General features: G+C 61.4%; 16 protein-coding genes. 10 read left to right on the top strand and 6 right to left on the bottom strand.

The window, feature by feature from the left end:
• Positions 1–597, bottom strand: a complete 597-nt coding sequence (wrbA, locus tag CDO35_RS07415; RefSeq protein WP_099523354.1) for an NAD(P)H:quinone oxidoreductase — start codon at positions 595–597, stop codon at positions 1–3.
• Entirely contained in the window at positions 594–947 is a 354-nt protein-coding gene (gene arsC, locus CDO35_RS07410; RefSeq protein ID WP_099523352.1) for an arsenate reductase (glutaredoxin), read from the bottom strand. Before arsC ends, wrbA begins: the two co-directional genes overlap by 4 nt.
• 142 nt (positions 948–1,089) lie before the next feature.
• On the opposite strand from arsC, the gene CDO35_RS07405 reads away from it, so the two are divergent.
• Positions 1,090–2,307, top strand: coding sequence for a YihY family inner membrane protein (locus CDO35_RS07405; RefSeq protein WP_099523349.1), 1,218 nt, complete (start codon positions 1,090–1,092; stop codon positions 2,305–2,307).
• 212 nt (positions 2,308–2,519) lie between these two features.
• Complete coding sequence (locus CDO35_RS23005; RefSeq protein WP_099523633.1) at positions 2,520–2,720, top strand: hypothetical protein; 201 nt, start codon at positions 2,520–2,522, stop codon at positions 2,718–2,720.
• A 48-nt stretch (positions 2,721–2,768) separates the two neighbouring features.
• Here CDO35_RS23005 and CDO35_RS07395 read toward each other — a convergent pair whose 3' ends face one another.
• Entirely contained in the window at positions 2,769–3,161 is a 393-nt protein-coding gene (locus tag CDO35_RS07395) for a hypothetical protein (protein ID WP_099523345.1), read from the bottom strand.
• A 114-nt stretch (positions 3,162–3,275) separates the two neighbouring features.
• Entirely contained in the window at positions 3,276–4,682 is a 1,407-nt protein-coding gene (locus CDO35_RS07390; RefSeq protein WP_099523342.1) for a pilus assembly protein PilZ, read from the bottom strand.
• Positions 4,683–4,712: 30 nt separating this feature from the next.
• On the opposite strand from CDO35_RS07390, the gene CDO35_RS07385 reads away from it, so the two are divergent.
• The 5 genes from CDO35_RS07385 to CDO35_RS07365 all read left to right on the top strand — a co-directional run bounded on the left by CDO35_RS07385 (position 4,713) and on the right by CDO35_RS07365 (position 9,500).
• Positions 4,713–5,189 carry a TlpA disulfide reductase family protein gene (locus CDO35_RS07385; RefSeq protein WP_099523340.1) on the top strand — a complete coding sequence of 159 codons (477 nt, stop codon included), beginning with the start codon at positions 4,713–4,715 and terminating at the stop codon, positions 5,187–5,189.
• 97 nt (positions 5,190–5,286) lie between these two features.
• On the top strand, positions 5,287–6,459 hold the full coding sequence (locus CDO35_RS07380) for an MFS transporter (protein ID WP_099523338.1): 1,173 nt from the start codon (positions 5,287–5,289) through the stop codon (positions 6,457–6,459).
• A 112-nt stretch (positions 6,460–6,571) separates the two neighbouring features.
• Entirely contained in the window at positions 6,572–7,177 is a 606-nt protein-coding gene (locus CDO35_RS07375) for an outer membrane beta-barrel protein (protein WP_099523337.1), read from the top strand.
• Between the two features lie 266 nt (positions 7,178–7,443).
• Complete coding sequence (locus CDO35_RS07370) at positions 7,444–8,121, top strand: response regulator transcription factor (protein WP_099523335.1); 678 nt, start codon at positions 7,444–7,446, stop codon at positions 8,119–8,121.
• Complete coding sequence (locus CDO35_RS07365) at positions 8,118–9,500, top strand: ATP-binding protein (RefSeq protein ID WP_099523334.1); 1,383 nt, start codon at positions 8,118–8,120, stop codon at positions 9,498–9,500. The genes CDO35_RS07370 and CDO35_RS07365 overlap by 4 nt, the downstream gene beginning before the upstream one ends.
• A gap of 219 nt (positions 9,501–9,719) precedes the next feature.
• Here the strand turns inward: CDO35_RS07365 and CDO35_RS22785 are convergent, their stop codons facing one another.
• A complete protein-coding gene (locus tag CDO35_RS22785; RefSeq protein ID WP_143507309.1) occupies positions 9,720–10,601 on the bottom strand; it encodes a DUF5677 domain-containing protein in 882 nt (293 codons plus the stop codon).
• 266 nt (positions 10,602–10,867) lie between these two features.
• Entirely contained in the window at positions 10,868–11,866 is a 999-nt protein-coding gene (locus CDO35_RS07360) for an AraC family transcriptional regulator (RefSeq protein WP_099523332.1), read from the bottom strand.
• Between the two features lie 163 nt (positions 11,867–12,029).
• Between CDO35_RS07360 and CDO35_RS07355 the strand changes: the two genes are divergently transcribed.
• From CDO35_RS07355 to CDO35_RS07345, 3 genes are all read left to right on the top strand, one after another.
• Positions 12,030–13,169: an acyl-CoA dehydrogenase family protein gene (locus tag CDO35_RS07355; protein WP_099523330.1), complete on the top strand. Its 1,140-nt coding sequence runs from the start codon at positions 12,030–12,032 to the stop codon at positions 13,167–13,169.
• A gap of 92 nt (positions 13,170–13,261) precedes the next feature.
• Positions 13,262–14,902: an AMP-binding protein gene (locus CDO35_RS07350; RefSeq protein ID WP_099523328.1), complete on the top strand. Its 1,641-nt coding sequence runs from the start codon at positions 13,262–13,264 to the stop codon at positions 14,900–14,902.
• A gap of 80 nt (positions 14,903–14,982) precedes the next feature.
• Positions 14,983–16,164, top strand: coding sequence for a CaiB/BaiF CoA transferase family protein (locus tag CDO35_RS07345; RefSeq protein ID WP_099523326.1), 1,182 nt, complete (start codon positions 14,983–14,985; stop codon positions 16,162–16,164).
• Positions 16,165–16,261: the final 97 nt, after the last annotated feature.

The raw sequence follows: 16,261 nt of genomic DNA, 5'->3' as shown, positions 1-16,261 counted from the left end.
TCAGCGCTCCAGTTTGCTGGCGGTTTGCGCCAGGCGTTGACCCAGTGCACGGCACAGGGTGACTTCATGTTCGTCCAGCGCGCGTTTACCGTCGCCGCCCGCATGGTGGCTGGGGCCGTAGGGCGTGCCACCGCTACGGGTTTCAAGCAGTGCCGCTTCGCTGTAGGGCAGGCCGCAGAGCAGCATGCCGTGGTGCAGCAGTGGGATCATCATCGACAGCAGGGTGGTCTCCTGACCGCCATGCAGGCTGGCGGTGGAGGTGAACACGCCAGCCGGCTTGCCGACCAGTTCGCCGGTCAGCCACAGATTGCTGGTGCCATCGATGAAGTACTTGAGTGGCGCCGCCATGTTGCCGAAACGGGTCGGGCTGCCCAGGGCCAGACCCGAGCAGTTCTTCAGATCATCCAGGGTGGCGTACATGGCGCCGTCCGCCGGCACGCTCGGCGCGACGGCCTCGCATTCGCTGGATACCGCAGGCACGGTGCGCAGGCGCGCCTCCAGGCCAGCCATCTCGACGCCACGGGCAATCTGTTTGGCCATCTGCGCGGTGGCGCCATGGCGGCTGTAGTAGAGCACCAGGATGTAGGGCGCGCTCATGCCAGCAGCTCCAGTACTTTTTCCGGTGGGCGGCCGATCACGGCCTTGTCGCCAGCGATGAGGATCGGGCGCTCGATCAGCTTGGGATGCGTGACCATGGCCTGGATCAGTTGCGCCTCACTCAAGCTGGCATCGCTTAGGCCCAGCGTCTTGTATTCGTCCTCGCCGCTACGTAGCAGGTCGCGTGCGGAGATACCCAGCTTGCCGAGTAGGCTCTTGAGCTCGCTGGCGCTGGGTGGCGTTTCCAGATAGCGCACGACGTGCGGTTGCAGGCCGCGGGCTTGCAGCAGCTCCAGAGCACCGCGGGATTTCGAGCAGCGCGGGTTGTGGTAGAGGGTCAGGTCGGTCATGGTGGCTCGCATCCGGCTTGAAGTGGCGGCTATTCTAACCGCCTGATGCGCGGATGCACGCAAACCGCTGCGGCGGCTTTGCTGCGACCTTTTTACGCGGCGCATTGTCTGTCTGTTTAGGTTTGAGGGCTAAGGAGAGGTCATGCTGCGTCGTTTGAAGGACTGGATGGGGTTCTGGCTCAGCCTGTATCAGCGTTTCGTGGATAACCGCGGCGCAGGCAATGCAGCGGCGTTGACCTACACCACCTTGTTCGCCGTGGTGCCGATGATGACCGTGACCTTCGCCATGCTGTCGGCAATTCCGGCGTTCCAGGGGGTGGGCGAGGAAATCCAGGGGTTCATCTTCAACAACTTCGTACCCTCCACTGGCGAGACGGTGCAGGAGTATCTGCGTGAGTTCACCACGCAGGCGCGGCAGCTGACCTGGTTCGGCGTCGGCCTGCTGGCCGTTACCGCCTTCCTCATGCTGGTGACCATCGAGAAGACCTTCAACGTGATCTGGCGGGTACGTCAGCCACGCCGCGGGATGTCCAGTTTCCTGCTGTACTGGGCGATTCTCAGCCTTGGGCCGCTGCTGCTGGGGGCCGGTTTTGCAGTCAGTACCTATATAGCCTCGCTGTCACTGATATCCGGGCCGGACGCAGTAATCGGCGCCAAGACGCTGCTTGCTTTCACGCCGTTGTTATCGAGCATCGCGGCCTTTACCTTGCTCTATGCCGCGGTCCCCAACACTCGGGTGCCGTTGTCTCATGCTCTGCTGGGCGGCCTGTTCAGCGCCGTGCTGTTTGAGGTTGCCAAGGCGCTGTTCGGCCTCTATGTGCGGCTTTTTCCCGGTTATCACCTGATCTACGGCGCCTTCGCCACGGTGCCGCTGTTTCTGGTGTGGATCTATCTGTCCTGGTTGATCGTGCTGCTGGGCGCCGAGCTGGTGTATGGCCTGTCGCAACCGCGGCACTGGCGCCGCGAGCCTATCCCCAAGGGGCTGATTGTGCTGGTGGTGTTGCGGCTTTTGCTCAAACGTCAGCAGAAGGGCGAGGCTCTGCATTACGGCGACATGCAACGTGCGGGCTGGCGGTTGCCCGAAGACGAGTGGGCGCAGGTGATGGATTTTCTCGAGCGCGAGCACCTGGCATGCAAGGCCAATGGCGGAGGGTGGGTGCTGTGCCGCGATCTGCACAACTTCTCCCTGTATCAATTGCTCGAGTGCAGTCCCTGGCCATTGCCGAGTTTGTCGCAACTGCCCGCTCAGCTCGACGAGCCTTGGTACCCGGCATTGCGCGAGGGGCTGGAGCGCATGCAAGCGGAGCGTGAGGAGCAATTCGGAGCCAGTCTGGCGGATTGGTTGCCGGGGAAGGGCTGAGCAAACCCGCGCGGCGTGTCGGGCAATGGGGCGCCAGAAAGGGTGACAAAAAACGTCAGTTTCAGGCGTTGGCTAGTCCTGCCGTGGCCTGAACGCAAGGGGTAGGCGCCAAGGAATGCGTTGTACAAGGGCTGGCACGCTTCTAGCTACTGCAGGAGCAGTTGCTATCGAACTGCCAGCAGGGGCAGGGATCGCTGAGGGCGCAGGCAGTAATGACGGTAAAAAACAGGGTAATCCACCTTCATCGACGCGATCCGCAGGAGGCGCTGGAGCGGCTCAACCGAATCACCGGGCTGCAGTTCGCGCGTTGGCCGGAGTCGTTGCTCGAGCATGTGGTTGCCGAAAACCTGCAGCCAGACGCTGACGATTCAAGCCCGCAGGCTGCGCCCAGCCCCGGAGTTTCCTCTGGCTGAAAGCAAAACCCCGCGTCACTGCGCGGGGTTCGATGTTGCCGTTCTGGTTCAGGCCATGGCCTGGCGGCTCTCGCTGTTGGCCAATTCGACGGCTTGAACGAAGAATTCCTCGACCACCAGGCTCTGCGCCGGCACAGCTGAGCGCAGGCGTACCTGCATGTCTTCGATCTTCATCCGCACCGGCATGCGAGCGATCCCGGAGAGCAGGATCTTGCCATGGGCATTGACCTTGCCATGGTCGACATTCACCTCGCGGCGCTTGTCCCCGTCGCGATAACTCACCAGCAGCGATACCGGCAGGTTGGCCAGCCCCGGCAATTGCAGCCAGGTGGCGACGTTGTATTCGGCCACGCGCCCCTCGTAGGGGGTGACCAGCAGGTGAGCGACGTCGACGATGCGCGAGGGCACGGAGCCAATCAGCTTGTCTTGCGCTTGGGACATGGTGAAATTCCAGGCTGGGTGAGACTTGAGTGCCAGGAATTATAAGCAGCCACCTGTTGGCGAAACTGTGCACTCGGCGGACAGGCCGCGTGACTGGCGTCGCAGTTTTGTATATCAGGCCAGGCGCAGCGGGTGGCGGGTAACCGATGAGGTCTGCAGGTTGCTGTCGGGCAGCGGCAAAATCGCTTGGTTATGCACGCTGGCCAATTGCAGCCAAAGGTGCTCGCCGGAGCTGAACTGGCCGTTGGGCAACCACAGGCCGTGGTGCCAACCGTTGCCCGGTGCCGGGGTGCTTTGCAGTACGCCAGGGTGAGTCTGCGCATTGGGTGCACGCCGCAGCCAGATCGGCCGCGGCAGGCCTTTCAGATACCGCAGCCCGAGGTGCAGGCCTTCGCTATTGAGATGACGCCAACGTACCAGGGCCAACGTCGGTGTGGCGTTGGTCAGCAGCAGAACCAGTTGCCCGACCTGCAGTTGTCCACCCTCGTTGGCGTTGCACAGCAGGCGCGCGCCGCCCGGGCTGGCGTCGAGAATCTGCGCCTCGGTACGCTGCGGCAGTTTATCCAGCAGCTGCGCATGAATGGCCGGTAGGCCTACCACCAGACTGCATTGGCCTTCCAGCTCGGCGCGTTCATGTCGACGTTGCTGGCGGCCCAGCCAGTGCTGGCGCACTCGTTCGAGCAACTGGCGCTCCTGCGCGCTTTGCAGGGGCGCGGGTTCGTGCAGGGCAATCAGCAGCGCGCCCAGTTCGAAGCGGCGCAGATTGGCGGCTTCGCCTTCGATACGTTGTTCGAAACTGAGGCAAGCCTGTGATTCGCTGAGGTCGACCACCGGACCTTCGGCATCGTCTTCATCGTCCCAGGCTTGCAACCTGGCCAGTGCTGCCAAAGGGGCCAGCGCACTGAACAGGGCCAGGCATTCGCCTTCATCGAGATGAAATGGATTGCTCAGGGCCAATAACAGCATCTGCTGATAGAGCCCGCGCAGGGTGCTGGATGGCTTCGGCTCGAAGGCCGCCGCCACGGGCTCATCCAGGCACTGCTGATGTTCGCCGATCCAGTACAGCAAGTGGCTGTCGCGCCAGAGCGTTGCAGGCGGCTCTTGGTACAGTTGGTAGTGGCGCAGCAACTGCTGAGCTAGAAAGTGCTGGGCCATGTACAGGCACCACGCCAGGTGCGGCATCGACGGCTGGCGACCCTGCAAAATTTGCAGTAGCAGGCGTTTGAAACCGATCGCTAATTCGCCGCACAGCCGCACGAATAATGGGCTTGGCGGATGCTGGCGATTGGCAAGGCTGGTGTAATGGCGGTACTCGTCACTGAAGTTTTGCAGCGCACGCTGTCTTTCCAGTAAGGTCAGAGCGCTGCGATTGAGCGAAAACAAAAGGCCCAGCACTTGTTGCAGGCCATGTTCCGGCTCCAGATGGCGAGCAGCCGCGAGTCGCTGGGCGATTTCCGCCGGCGATAAGCTGTTGTCCTCGCGGATGTCCGGTACTTCCAGGCGCAGGGCATCCAGCGTCATATCAACCCCGGGTGGACGAGGATCGAGTACATGGGCTTAGGGCTCCGGAAATTCGGCAAGGCTGTTTTGAGTATCTGCGCCGGTCTGTTGCTGACGGCTTGTGCCGAAGATTACGGCCTTGATCAGCATGGACGAAAGGTAACGGCTGAGAGCCTGGATGGCCAGTGGCTAGTCATTAATTATTGGGCTGAGTGGTGTGCGCCGTGTCGCACGGAAATTCCCGAGCTCAACGCTTTGGAAGAAGAACTGAAAACCCAGTCGGCACGAGTGATCGGCGTCAATTTCGATGCCCTGCAGGGGGATGACCTCAAGCGCGCAGCGGACAGTTTCGACATTCGTTTCACCGTGCTGGCGCAGGACCCGGCGGCGCGCTTCGAGTTGCCGCACAATGATGTACTGCCGGTGACCTATATAGTCGATGCCGACGGCAAGCTGCGCGAGCGTCTGGTAGGCGAGCAGACGTCGGCAGGCTTGCAGGCGCATCTCAAGCAGTTGCGCGGGCAGTAACACCGAGAAAACCGCCACGTCGGGCAGTCGCAACGATAGGTAGCATGCTAAGCTTTTGCCTCGGCCGAACCTGCGCCGTGCTTCATGAGTCTGCCTGATGTCCGCTACCCACCTTACCCGTGGCAGCGCCGGTTACCGGCGTGCCACCCTGGCGCTGTTCTGCGCCGGCTTCGCCACCTTCGCCATGCTCTACTGCGTGCAGCCGCTGCTACCTCTGCTGGCGGCGCACTTTCGCGTGTCTGCGGCCAGTAGCAGCCTGGCGCTTTCGCTGACCACACTGAGCCTGGCGCTGTGCCTGCTGGTATCCGGCGCATTGGCCGAGAGTTGGGGGCGCAAGCCGGTCATGGCTGCGGCGCTGGGGTTGGCAGCAATTCTGGGGATCGCCTGCGCGCTGGTAGAAGAGTGGGGCAGTTTGCTGATTCTGCGCGCGCTGCTGGGGCTGGCATTGAGCGGTTTACCTGCGTTGGCCATGGCCTATGTCGGCGAAGAATTCGACCCCGAAGCGCTACCGGCGGCGATGGGGCTGTATATCGGTGGTACGGCGCTTGGCGGTTTGCTCGGGCGTTTGCTGGCTGGTCTGCTCAGTGACCTGGGCGGTTGGCCCTGGGCCCTGGGCGGCATTGCCGGGCTTGGCCTGTTGGCGCTGGGGCTGTTTATCTGGCTGTTGCCGCCTTCACGGCATTTCACCGCCCAGCCGCTGTCCTTGCGCGGGCTGCTGCGCAACTTCGCCTTGCACCTGAGCAACCCGCGTTTGCGCGTGCTGTTCGCTCTGGCCTTCCTGCTCATGGGCGGCTTCGTTGCGCTGTTCAACTATGTTGGCTTTCGCCTGGCCGGCGCGCCGTTCAACCTGTCGGCGACGGTGATCGGCCTGTTGTTCACCGTCTACCTGCTGGGCATCTTCAGTGCCGGTTGGGCAGGGCGCCTGGTGCCACGCTTCGGCGCCCGCCAGGTGTTGCACGGCGGGATCGGCTTGATGTTGTTGGGTGTGGCCCTATGTGCGACGCCCTGGTTGAGCGCTGCGGTGATCGGGCTGGCGCTGTTCACCCTGGGTTTCTTCGCGGCTCATGCGGTTGCCAGCGGGCAGGTCGGTATCCATGCGCAGGGGGCCAAGGCGCAGGCATCGGCACTGTACCTGTGTGCCTATTACCTCGGCTCCAGCCTGGTGGGCTACGTCGGTGGCTATGTCTGGGAGCACGCCGGTTGGCTGGCATTGCTGGCTGTGCTGGCCTATTTGTTTGTCGTCGCAGGGGCTCTGGTACGGCGTATCTAGGCTGTTTGTCGCTCGTTCAGTGCAGGTTCAAGGAGGGTTCAGGAGGGATTCAGTAGTCTTCCCGCAGACTTGTTGCCGAGTTGATCAAAACTGCAACGAGAGGAAGGATTCAATGAAAATCACCCTGAACCGCATCGCATTCGCTACCTGCCTGGCCCTGGGCGCAACCGCTGCCCAAGCCAACGACAATTTCGTCGGCCTGACCTGGGGTCAGACTGACAACAACATTCAGAAGTCCAACGCGCTGAATGCCAACCTCGGCAATCCCAAGTTGGACAAAGTGATCAATGGCGAGGGTACCTGGGGTGTCCGCGCCGGCCAGAAGACTGCTGACGGTCGCTACTACGCGACCTACGAGAATGTCTCCGACAGTCACAATGGCTACAAACTGCGTCAGCAGAATCTGCTCGGTAGCTACGACATGTTCGTCCCGCTGGGCAGCAACAACACCAAGCTGTTCGGTGGTGTAACCGCCGGCCTAGTCAAGCTCGAGCAGGAAAGCCGCGGCTTCTCCCGCGACAGCGATATCGGATTTGCTGCAGGTTTGCAGGCCGGTATCCTGCAGGAACTGAACAACAATACCTCGATCGAAGCCGGCTATCGTTATCTGCGTACCAACGCCAGCACAGAAATGGCACCGCGTGGTGAAGGCAAGGCCGGGTCGCTGGACCTGCATAGCAGTTCGCAGCTCTACCTCGGCGCCAACTTCGCCTTCTAATGGCGGCTTAGCGTTACCAGGCCGGGCATCAGTCCGAGTGAAAACGTAGCGAGCGAAGGTCAGGCAAGGCGCAACGACCAGCGGGAGTAACAACCGAAGGTTGGCCCGAAGGGTGAGCGCCAGCGAATAAAACCGGCGAAGAAGCGCAGTTTACGACTTGTAAATGAGCATTCTGAGCCGGGTTTTAACGCAGCATGGCCGAGCGCAGTAGTTTTCACATCGACTGATTTGCCCGGCCTTCGTACAACTAAAAAAGGGGACAACTCATGAAATTGCTGGTGGTGGAGGATGAGGCGTTACTGCGTCACCACCTGTTCACTCGCCTCAGTGAAAACGGGCATGTGGTGGACGCCGTGCGCACCGCCGAAGAAGCACTGTACCGAGCTGAGTCCTTCAATCATGACCTGGCCCTGGTCGATCTCGGTCTGCCGGGTATGAGCGGTATCGACCTGATCCGTGAGCTGCGCAGCCAGGACAAGAATTTTCCGATCCTGATCCTCACCGCGCGCGGTAACTGGCAGGACAAGGTCGAAGGGCTGTCCTGCGGCGCTGACGACTATGTGGTCAAACCGTTCCAGTTCGAAGAGTTGGAGGCTCGGCTGAACGCGCTGCTGCGACGCTCTTCCGGGTTCACCAAATCGACCATCGAGGCGGGGTCGCTGGTGCTGGACCTCAATCGCAAGCAGGCCACAGTGGATGAGCAGTCGCTGCAATTGACGGCCTACGAGTACCGCATTCTCGAATACCTCATGCTGCATCACCAGCAGGTGGTGGCCAAGGAACGCTTGATGGAGCAACTCTATCCGGGCGACGACGAGCGTGACCCCAACGTCATAGAGGTGCTGGTCGGTCGTCTGCGGCGCAAGCTGGAAGGTGTGCTCGGCGGCAAACCGATAGAGACCGTGCGCGGCCAGGGCTACATGTTCAACGAGCGCTGCAAGTGAGTCGAGCGCGCGCCGCTTTGCGCAAATTGCGCATACGTTTCGGCTCGCTGCGCCTGCGCCTGATGCTGGCCAGCGCCGCGTTGGCGATGCTGTTCATGCTGTTGCTGATGCCTGTCTTGCAGGGCGTGTTCCTCATGGCCCTGGAGCAGACCGTGGAGAAGCGTCTGGCCTCCGATGCGGCTGCGCTGATATCTGCCGCCCGCATCCATGACGGCCAGTTGCACATGCCGGACAAGATGCCCGACGAGGAATTCGACAACCTCGACTCGCACCTGCTGGGCTTCATCTTTGATCGTGAGGGCCAGATGATCTGGCGCTCACGCTCCTCCATCGACGAGTTGGTGCGCTACCTGCCGCGCTACGACGGTCGCGGCCACGAGTTCATCCGCATTCGCGACGACAGCGGCCAGGAATACTTCGTATACGACGTGGAAGTGGATTTGCTGCGCGGCGACCAAGCCGCGCTGAGCATCGTGACCATGCAGCCGACGCGCGAATACCAGGGGCTATTCAACGGCTTTGCCTGGCAACTGCGTCTGTGGCTGGGCATCGCCTTGCTGGTGTTGTTAGGTCTGCTCTGGTTCGGCCTGACCTGGGGTTTTCGCAGCCTGCGCGGCATCAGCGACGAGCTTGATGGCGTGGAGGCGGGCACTCGCCAGCGCCTGAGTGATGAACATCCACGCGAACTGCTACGCCTGACCAATTCCCTCAACCGCCTGCTCGACAGTGAGCGGCGTCAGCGCGAGCGATATCGCGACTCGCTGGAAGACCTCGCCCACAGCCTGAAAACACCACTCAGCGTTTTGCAGGGCATTGGCGAAACCCTTGCCGTTCAACACGAAAATCGCGAGCAGGCGCAGCTGATGCAGGCGCAGATCGAACGCATGAGCCAGCAGGTCGGCTATCAACTGCAGCGCGCCAGCCTGCGCCGCAGTGGCCTGGTACGCCATCGCGAGCAGGTCTGGCCGGTGCTCGACGGCTTGTGCCGTTCGCTGGACAAGGTCTATCGCGACAAGCGCGTCGAAGCGACACTGGAAGTGCCCGAGCACAGCCAGATCACCATGGAACGTGGTGCGCTGATGGAGCTGCTCGGCAACCTGCTGGAGAACGCCTACCGCCTATGCCTGCATCGCGTACGCGTCAGGCTGCAACCGCTGGCTGGCGGCTGCCTGATCACCATCGAGGACGACGGCCCCGGTGTACCGCAGCAACAGCGAGAGCGGGTGCTACAACGCGGCGAGCGTCTGGATGCGCAGAACCCGGGGCAGGGCATCGGCCTGGCGGTGGTAGAAGATATCGTCGAAAGCTACGACGGTGAGCTGAGCCTGGAAGATTCGGAACTGGGCGGCGCCTGTTTCAGGGTGCGGTTGTATGACTGAGCCTTGCTGATGCATCTTCCTTGATTGCGCTCAGGCTACTGCAGCGGAGCAGGGCCGATAACAATGATGATCCTCGTGATCGATTGAACGCTTGGCTCCCGCTGCGCGAACTACAGAATGGCCAGGGCGTGAACGCCCACAATAGGTCGGATATACGAATGCAACCGCGCTGACGACAGGTGCAAAAGCAAGGCTTTGCTCACTACTTTTGGGGAGAGTCTATATACACTTGTTAGGGTTTCCGCCAGTTTCGTGAGGAAAGGCTGATGCTGGTTTAGTACTCAGAGCCATAAGACGTTTGAATAGCTTTTCTTCGGCATCAAGCCCCACTTGCATTTGCTGTTTTTCAAAGAAGGCAACTAAGTAACCACATCCGGCGTGAAGAACTGCAATAAGGATTTCCTCTAACTGCCGAACCGTTCCAGCGATGAAGGCCTCTGTGGTGTGTTCTCCTTTGAGGTGGGCTGAATAAAAGAAGCTTGCGCCAAAGGGTGAGCCATGAATGACTTCTGACGAGAGTGAGTAGATCAGCCCATATGCCGCGAGCAGCCGCGATCCAGCCTTGCGCCCTGCAAGTTCACCTACCCGCCTGATACGACTTGGCATATCTAGGTTGGTCCAGCTTCCGTTTCCTTTGCCTGTAAATTCGGGAAATTTAGATGCAAGTGTTGATGCTGGGTCAGGATCAGTGCGGACTTCAATCGAGTATTCGCCACTCCCGAATTTCCGATTGTGTTGCCGCCATGCGGCGAATTCGATGTACCTAACAGCTCGTTCTGCAACCGCATTTGACTCCGCTAGGAGATAGCTCGCATTTACAAATGACTCGACTGCTGATCGTGCGATTGGATAGGCGTCGCGGACTGGAATTCCGCGTTTCTTGGCAATGAGTAAAAGGGACTCGACAGACTGTCCTGCCCCCATTGCTAGTAATGTGCTTGTGCGTCGTTGTGCGTCCGGGAGGCTACATGTCAGGGTTTCGCCTTCAAATGTGGTGGAGCCTTGGGATGCGACGAAGAGTGCAAGGCGCAAGAACTCTTGCTGAAGCATTGCCAAGCCTCGCAAAGCATCCAGCAGTGGCAACTCCTCGTCTGCGGACATAAGTTGTTTTCTCTAACTATTAATCAGACGACATACATGTCGCATTTCCACACGACACCTGTCGCATAACCTTCCGTGTCATCCTGTAAGTCCTTGTCTGGCCTGACGATGCTCGCTGCAAACGCGACAGCATTCGAGAAAAAGCGACAGGGAGAAGGGCAAGCCTATCGCCTCTGGCGCATTGCCAGCAGGCTTGGGTCAGAAGCTAGTGCATATCCGCCTGGCCTGTCCATCCATTAAGTCAGATGCACAGACAGCAATACGCCTTACCCCTCCTGCGCCCGATAAGCCCCTGGCGTCAGCCCCGTCCATTTCTTGAACGCGCGGTGAAAGGCCGAGGGTTCGGAGAAGCCGAGTTGTTCGGCGATGTCCTGAATTGCCAGTTCGTCGCGGCCCAGGTGGTAGATGGCGAGGTCGCGGCGCAGGTGATCCTTGAGCTCCTGGAAGCTGGTGCCTTCTTCGCGCAGGTGGCGGCGCAGGGTTTGCGGGCTGGTGTGCAGGTGTTGGGCGACCTGTTCTAGGTCCGGCCAGGTTCGGCAGTCGCGACCGAGCAGGCGACGAATCTGGCTGATCAGGCTGTCGCCGCCGTCGGGGCGGGCTAGCAGGTCGGCAGGGGAGTGCTGGAGAAACTGCTTGAGGGTGCGTTCGTCCTGCAGCAGCGGCATGGCCAGGTAGCGGGCATGGAACAGCAGGCTGTTTTGCGCGGCGGTAAAGCGTCGACTGCAGGGGAACAGCAGTTCGTATTCGGTGGCATGGGCGGGTTCGGGATAGGCGAAGGTGGCTTCTTCCAGGCGAATGCGTTGGCCGATCAGCCAACTGCCGAGGCGGTGCCAGATCACCAGCAGGCTCTCCACGAGAAAATGATCCGGGTCCCACAGCGTGCTGTCGTCGACGCTCAGCCGCGCCCAGTCACCTTCGCGTTGCAGGGTGATGCTCGGTGCGTCGGGAAACAGCCCATAGAACATCGCACCACGGCTCAGGGCTTTTTCCAGGCTGCGGCAGTGGATGATGGCGTGGCCCATCATGGCGAAGGTGCCACGCTTGCTTGGTTGGCGGCCGAAGCCGAGGTATTCGTCGTCCAGCGCTTCCCACAGCAGTTGCATCAGCCGGGAGAATTGTTCCGGGGCGATGCGTGCGCGCGGCTCGACCAGCACGGCGCTCTGGATGCCAGCCTGGCGCAGTATCGGGTCGCAGTCCAGGCCGTGGCGGTCCGCACCGCGCAGGGCGGCGCGGACGAAGTGGCTGGCAATGGTGCGTTCGCGCATGCTGGGTTTCCGAAAGCGAGGGTGGTCGATGGTAGGCAGTTGCTCCCAGCCAGGGCAAGCCAGCCGAGCGATTGGGTCAACCGAGGCTGAGCGCATGGGTCATTGAGGGGCGGCGGAGCGGCCCTTAACCTCAAGGACATAACAACAGCGGAGGACCCGCCCCATGCAACGCAACCATTTCGACACCGAGCACAACCTGTTCCGCGATGCCTTCGCGGCCTTTCTCGACAAGGAAGTGGTGCCCCATCAGGAAGCCTGGGAAGAGGCCGGTGTGGTGGATCGCAGCGTGTGGCGCAAGGCCGGCGAGATGGGGTTTCTGCTGCCCTGGGCGGACGAGGAGTACGGCGGTGCCGGGCTCAAGGATTTTCGCTACGAGCAGATCATGTGCGAGGAGCTGGCGCGCATCAACGAACCAGGGTTCATGATCCCGCTGCACTCGGCGCTTTGCGGTCCCTATATCGCCGAGTACGGCAATGCCGAGCAGAAGGCGCGGCTGCTGCCGGGCATCATCAGCGGTGAAACCATCCTGGCGGTGGCGATGACCGAGCCATCTGCCGGCTCGGATCTGGCCGGCATGCGCACCACGGCGGTGGACAAGGGCGATCACTGGCTGCTCAACGGCTCCAAGGTGTTCATCTCCAATGGCTATCTGGCCGATGTGGTGATCGTCGCGGCCAAGACCGACCCGGCCAACAAGCACGCCATGGGCCTGTTTCTGGTGGAGCGCGGCATGCCCGGTTTCGAGCGCGGCAAGAAGCTGAAGAAGCTCGGTATGCACAGCCAGGACACCGCCGAGCTGTTCTTCAATGACGTCAAGGTGCCGAAGAACAACCTGCTGGGCGATGCCAAGGGCGGCTTCTTCTACCTGATGAACATGCTCGCCCAGGAACGTCTGACCAATGCCTGTGGCGCAGTGGCCGGCGCCGAGGCGGCGCTACAGACCACCATCGAGTACGTCAAGGAACGCCAAGCGTTCGGCCGCCCGGTGGCGCACTTTCAGAACACCCGCTTCAAGCTGGCGGAAATGCGCACGCAGGTCGACGTGGCGCAGGTGTTCACCGACCGCTGCGTGATGGATCACAACCAGAAGAAGCTCACTCCCGAAGTGGCTGCCGAGGCCAAGCTGTTCACCACCGAACTGCTCGGCAAGGTGGTCGACGAGGGCGTGCAACTGCACGGCGGCTGGGGCTACATGTGGGAGTACCCGATCTGCAAGATGTACGCGAATGCGCGCATTCAGCGCATCTTCGCCGGCACGTCGGAGATCATGAAGGAGATCATCAGTCGCGGGATGAAGCTGTAGGTTTTCGCGTTATGACGGCATCGCGGTCTATCGTCAGTAGCGCTCGTATCGCAATGAGCAGGTGAACCACAAGAACAAGAAGGTAGCCTCCCATGACCCTGCAACTACCTCTGGAACGCTTCAACCACTGGCTGGATCGGCAACCCGACGCAGTCTGGCTGCGTCAGCCGGTCAATGGCGTGTGGCATGACTACAGCTGGCTGCAGGTCGATGAGCAGGCGCGGCGCCTGGCCAGCGCGCTGCTGGCGCTGGGTTGCGTACCTGGCGAGCGCGTGGCGCTGCTGGCGAAAAACTGCGCTGAATGGTTCATCAGCGACCTGGCGATCCAGCACGCTGGGCTGGTAAGCGTGCCGCTGTATCCGCTGCAGGCGCCGGAACAGATCGCTTACGTGCTGGAGCACGCGGGCTGCAAGGTGATTTTGGTTGGCAAGCTGGATGAGCCGGACAAGCTGGCCAGCGGCATCGCCGCGCATATCACCCGCATCGCCATGCCATATCCGACCATGCCTGCTGAGTACCAGTGGCACGCGCTACTGGCCGCTCACGAGCCGCTGCCGGGGACCCGCTCTCAACGTGGCGAGGATCTGCTGTCGATCCTTTACACTTCCGGCACTACCGGGCAGCCCAAGGGCGTGATGCTTTCGGCCCACGCCATGGCGTTCTCTTCGGCCAACGCCACGGCTGAGCTGAACATGACGCCGTTGGATCAGTTTTTCTCTTACTTGCCCCTGTCGCATGCCGCCGAGCGTTTTCTGGTGGAGTTCAACAGCCTTTATTGCGGCGCACCGGTGGCCTTCGTCGAGTCGCTGGAGACCTTCGCCAGCGATCTTCGCCAGGTGCGTCCCACGGTGTTTTTCTCGGTGCCACGGCTGTGGACGCGTTTTCAGCAGGGCGTATTGGAGAAACTGCCAGCGCAGCGGCTCGAGCGCCTGCTGCGCATTCCGTTGCTGGGGCGTCTGGTGGCACGTAAGGTTCGGGCGGGGTTGGGGCTGGATCGTGCGCGTATTCTCGTGTCCGGTGCGGCGGCGATTTCCACCGGGTTATTGGAGTGGTATCGGCGCCTGGGCATGACCATTTGCGAGGGCTACGGCATGACCGAGCACTTCGCCTACGGCTCTTTCAATCGCCCTGGGCAGGTGCGCTTTGGCACCGTGGGCAGGCCGATGCCGCATCTGCAGGTGCGCATTGATGAGGCCGGCGAGATTCTCCTGCGCAGCGAGACGCTGATGCAGGGTTACTACCGCGAACCGGAAAAGACCGCGGAAACCCTCAAGGACGGTTGGCTGTACACCGGTGATCGCGGCCAGCTGGACGAGGCGGGCTACTTGCGCATCACCGGGCGGGTGAAGGACATCTTCAAGACCAGCAAGGGCAAATACGTGGCGCCGGCGCCCATCGAGGGCGAGATCGCCAAGAGCCATTGGGTCGAGCAGGTGTGCCTGATGGGCAGCAACCTGGATCACCCGCTGGCGCTGATCGAACTGTCGCCCGCTGCCCGCCAGCAGCCGCGCGAGTTGCTCGATCAGTCACTTGCCGAGCACCTGTATGCCGTCAATCAGGGGCTGGAGCCGCATGAACGTGTCAGTCACTTCTATCTGGTCAGTGAGGCCTGGACGGTGGATAACGGCAGCATGACGCCGACCATGAAAATTCGTCGCAACGTCCTGGAAGTGCGTTATGCCGAGGCTATTGTCGGCCTGCCAGGTGAGCGGGTCATCGTCTGGGAACATTGATTCATCGTCTGGGTGCAAACCGGTAAGCGTCATCCCAGGTTGCATCCGGGCTACCTCGAACACGCCAATCTGGAGTCACCATGTCTGGCCCGTTGTCATCACTGAAGGTTCTCGATTTTTCCACGCTGCTGCCTGGGCCGTTCGCCTCGTTGCTGCTGGCCGACATGGGCGCCGAGGTGCTGCGGGTGGAGTCGCCCACGCGCATGGATCTGGTACGCGTGCTGCCGCCGCACGATGGCGGAACCTCCACCAGTCATGCCTACCTTAACCGCAACAAGCGCAGCATCGCCCTGGACCTTAAGCGGCCAGAGGCCGTTGAGGTGGTCAAGCAACTGGTTGGCGAGTACGACATCGTGCTCGAGCAGTTTCGCCCCGGTGTGATGGACAAGCTGGGCGTCGGTTACGAGGCGCTCAAGGCGATTAACCCGCGGCTGATCTACGTGTCGATCACCGGTTACGGCCAGAGCGGGCCGTACCGTGACCGTGCCGGGCATGACATCAACTACCTGGCCTTAGCCGGCATCGCCAGCTATACAGGGCGCCGCGACAGTGGCCCGTTACCGCTTGGCGTGCAGTTGGCCGACCTGGCAGGTGGCTCGCTGCATGGCGTGATCGGCTTGCTCGCGGCGGTGGTGCAGCGCCAGGTTACCGGCCTGGGACAGCAGGTCGACGTGAGCATGACCGACTGCGCGTTCAGCCTGCACGGCATGGCAGGGGCTGGCTACCTGGGTGCCGGCGTCGAGCCTGACATGGAAAACCAGGCGCTCAATGGCGGCAGCTTTTACGACTACTACCGTACCCGCGACGGTCGTTGGTTCTCCGTTGGCAGCCTTGAGCCGCAGTTCATGCAGCAGTTCTGCGCCGCCATCGGCCGCCCCGAGTTAGCGGCGCGTGGTTTGTCACAAAAGCCCGAGGACCAGCGCGCGCTCAAGCGCGAGATCGAGATCGAGTTCGAGAAGCGCGATTTCGCGCAATGGTGCGCGGTGTTCGCCGAGCTGGATGCTTGCGTCGAGCCGATGTTGCCGCTGGCCGAGGCGGTCGAGCACCCGCAGGTCAAGGCGCGTGGTCTGGTGGTGAAGGTGCCGCGCGAAGGATTACCGGCGCAGTCGCAACTGGCCTGCCCACTGAAGTTCTCCGAAGGGCTACCGCCACCGCGGCATGTCGGTGCGACGGTTGGCGCGCATACCGCCGAGGTGCTGGCTGAGCTGGGTTACGACGCCGAACGTATCGCTCAGCTCAAGGCTGCCAGGGTGACGGTTTGAGCGTCGTAAGAGATGGAGATGTTTCGTTGACGTCAAATTAGTCGCGAATTGACTGGTGCTAGCCTTCAATCTCAGGCATTAATTCAGGACTGCCGAC

Origin of the sequence: Pseudomonas sediminis (assembly GCF_002741105.1) — a bacterium.
Classification (GTDB): Bacteria; Pseudomonadota; Gammaproteobacteria; order Pseudomonadales; family Pseudomonadaceae; genus Aquipseudomonas; species Aquipseudomonas sediminis.
The sequence above is the reverse complement of the archived record's forward strand: the minus strand, read 5'-3'. Positions and strand labels throughout refer to the sequence as shown.

What these genes read in the sequence shown, in the direction of transcription:
- CDO35_RS07390 (WP_099523342.1), bottom strand. Translation starts at nt 4,682, where the DNA reads ATGACGCTGGATGCCCTGCGCCTGGAAGTACCGGACATCCGCGAGGAC.
- CDO35_RS07345 (WP_099523326.1), top strand. Translation starts at nt 14,983, where the DNA reads ATGTCTGGCCCGTTGTCATCACTGAAGGTTCTCGATTTTTCCACGCTG.
- wrbA (WP_099523354.1), bottom strand. Translation starts at nt 597, where the DNA reads ATGAGCGCGCCCTACATCCTGGTGCTCTACTACAGCCGCCATGGCGCC.
- CDO35_RS07395 (WP_099523345.1), bottom strand. Translation starts at nt 3,161, where the DNA reads ATGTCCCAAGCGCAAGACAAGCTGATTGGCTCCGTGCCCTCGCGCATC.
- CDO35_RS23005 (WP_099523633.1), top strand. Translation starts at nt 2,520, where the DNA reads ATGACGGTAAAAAACAGGGTAATCCACCTTCATCGACGCGATCCGCAG.
- CDO35_RS22785 (WP_143507309.1), bottom strand. Translation starts at nt 10,601, where the DNA reads ATGTCCGCAGACGAGGAGTTGCCACTGCTGGATGCTTTGCGAGGCTTG.
- CDO35_RS07360 (WP_099523332.1), bottom strand. Translation starts at nt 11,866, where the DNA reads ATGCGCGAACGCACCATTGCCAGCCACTTCGTCCGCGCCGCCCTGCGC.
- CDO35_RS07380 (WP_099523338.1), top strand. Translation starts at nt 5,287, where the DNA reads ATGTCCGCTACCCACCTTACCCGTGGCAGCGCCGGTTACCGGCGTGCC.
- CDO35_RS07355 (WP_099523330.1), top strand. Translation starts at nt 12,030, where the DNA reads ATGCAACGCAACCATTTCGACACCGAGCACAACCTGTTCCGCGATGCC.
- CDO35_RS07350 (WP_099523328.1), top strand. Translation starts at nt 13,262, where the DNA reads ATGACCCTGCAACTACCTCTGGAACGCTTCAACCACTGGCTGGATCGG.
- arsC (WP_099523352.1), bottom strand. Translation starts at nt 947, where the DNA reads ATGACCGACCTGACCCTCTACCACAACCCGCGCTGCTCGAAATCCCGC.
- CDO35_RS07370 (WP_099523335.1), top strand. Translation starts at nt 7,444, where the DNA reads ATGAAATTGCTGGTGGTGGAGGATGAGGCGTTACTGCGTCACCACCTG.
- CDO35_RS07375 (WP_099523337.1), top strand. Translation starts at nt 6,572, where the DNA reads ATGAAAATCACCCTGAACCGCATCGCATTCGCTACCTGCCTGGCCCTG.
- CDO35_RS07385 (WP_099523340.1), top strand. Translation starts at nt 4,713, where the DNA reads ATGGGCTTAGGGCTCCGGAAATTCGGCAAGGCTGTTTTGAGTATCTGC.
- CDO35_RS07405 (WP_099523349.1), top strand. Translation starts at nt 1,090, where the DNA reads ATGCTGCGTCGTTTGAAGGACTGGATGGGGTTCTGGCTCAGCCTGTAT.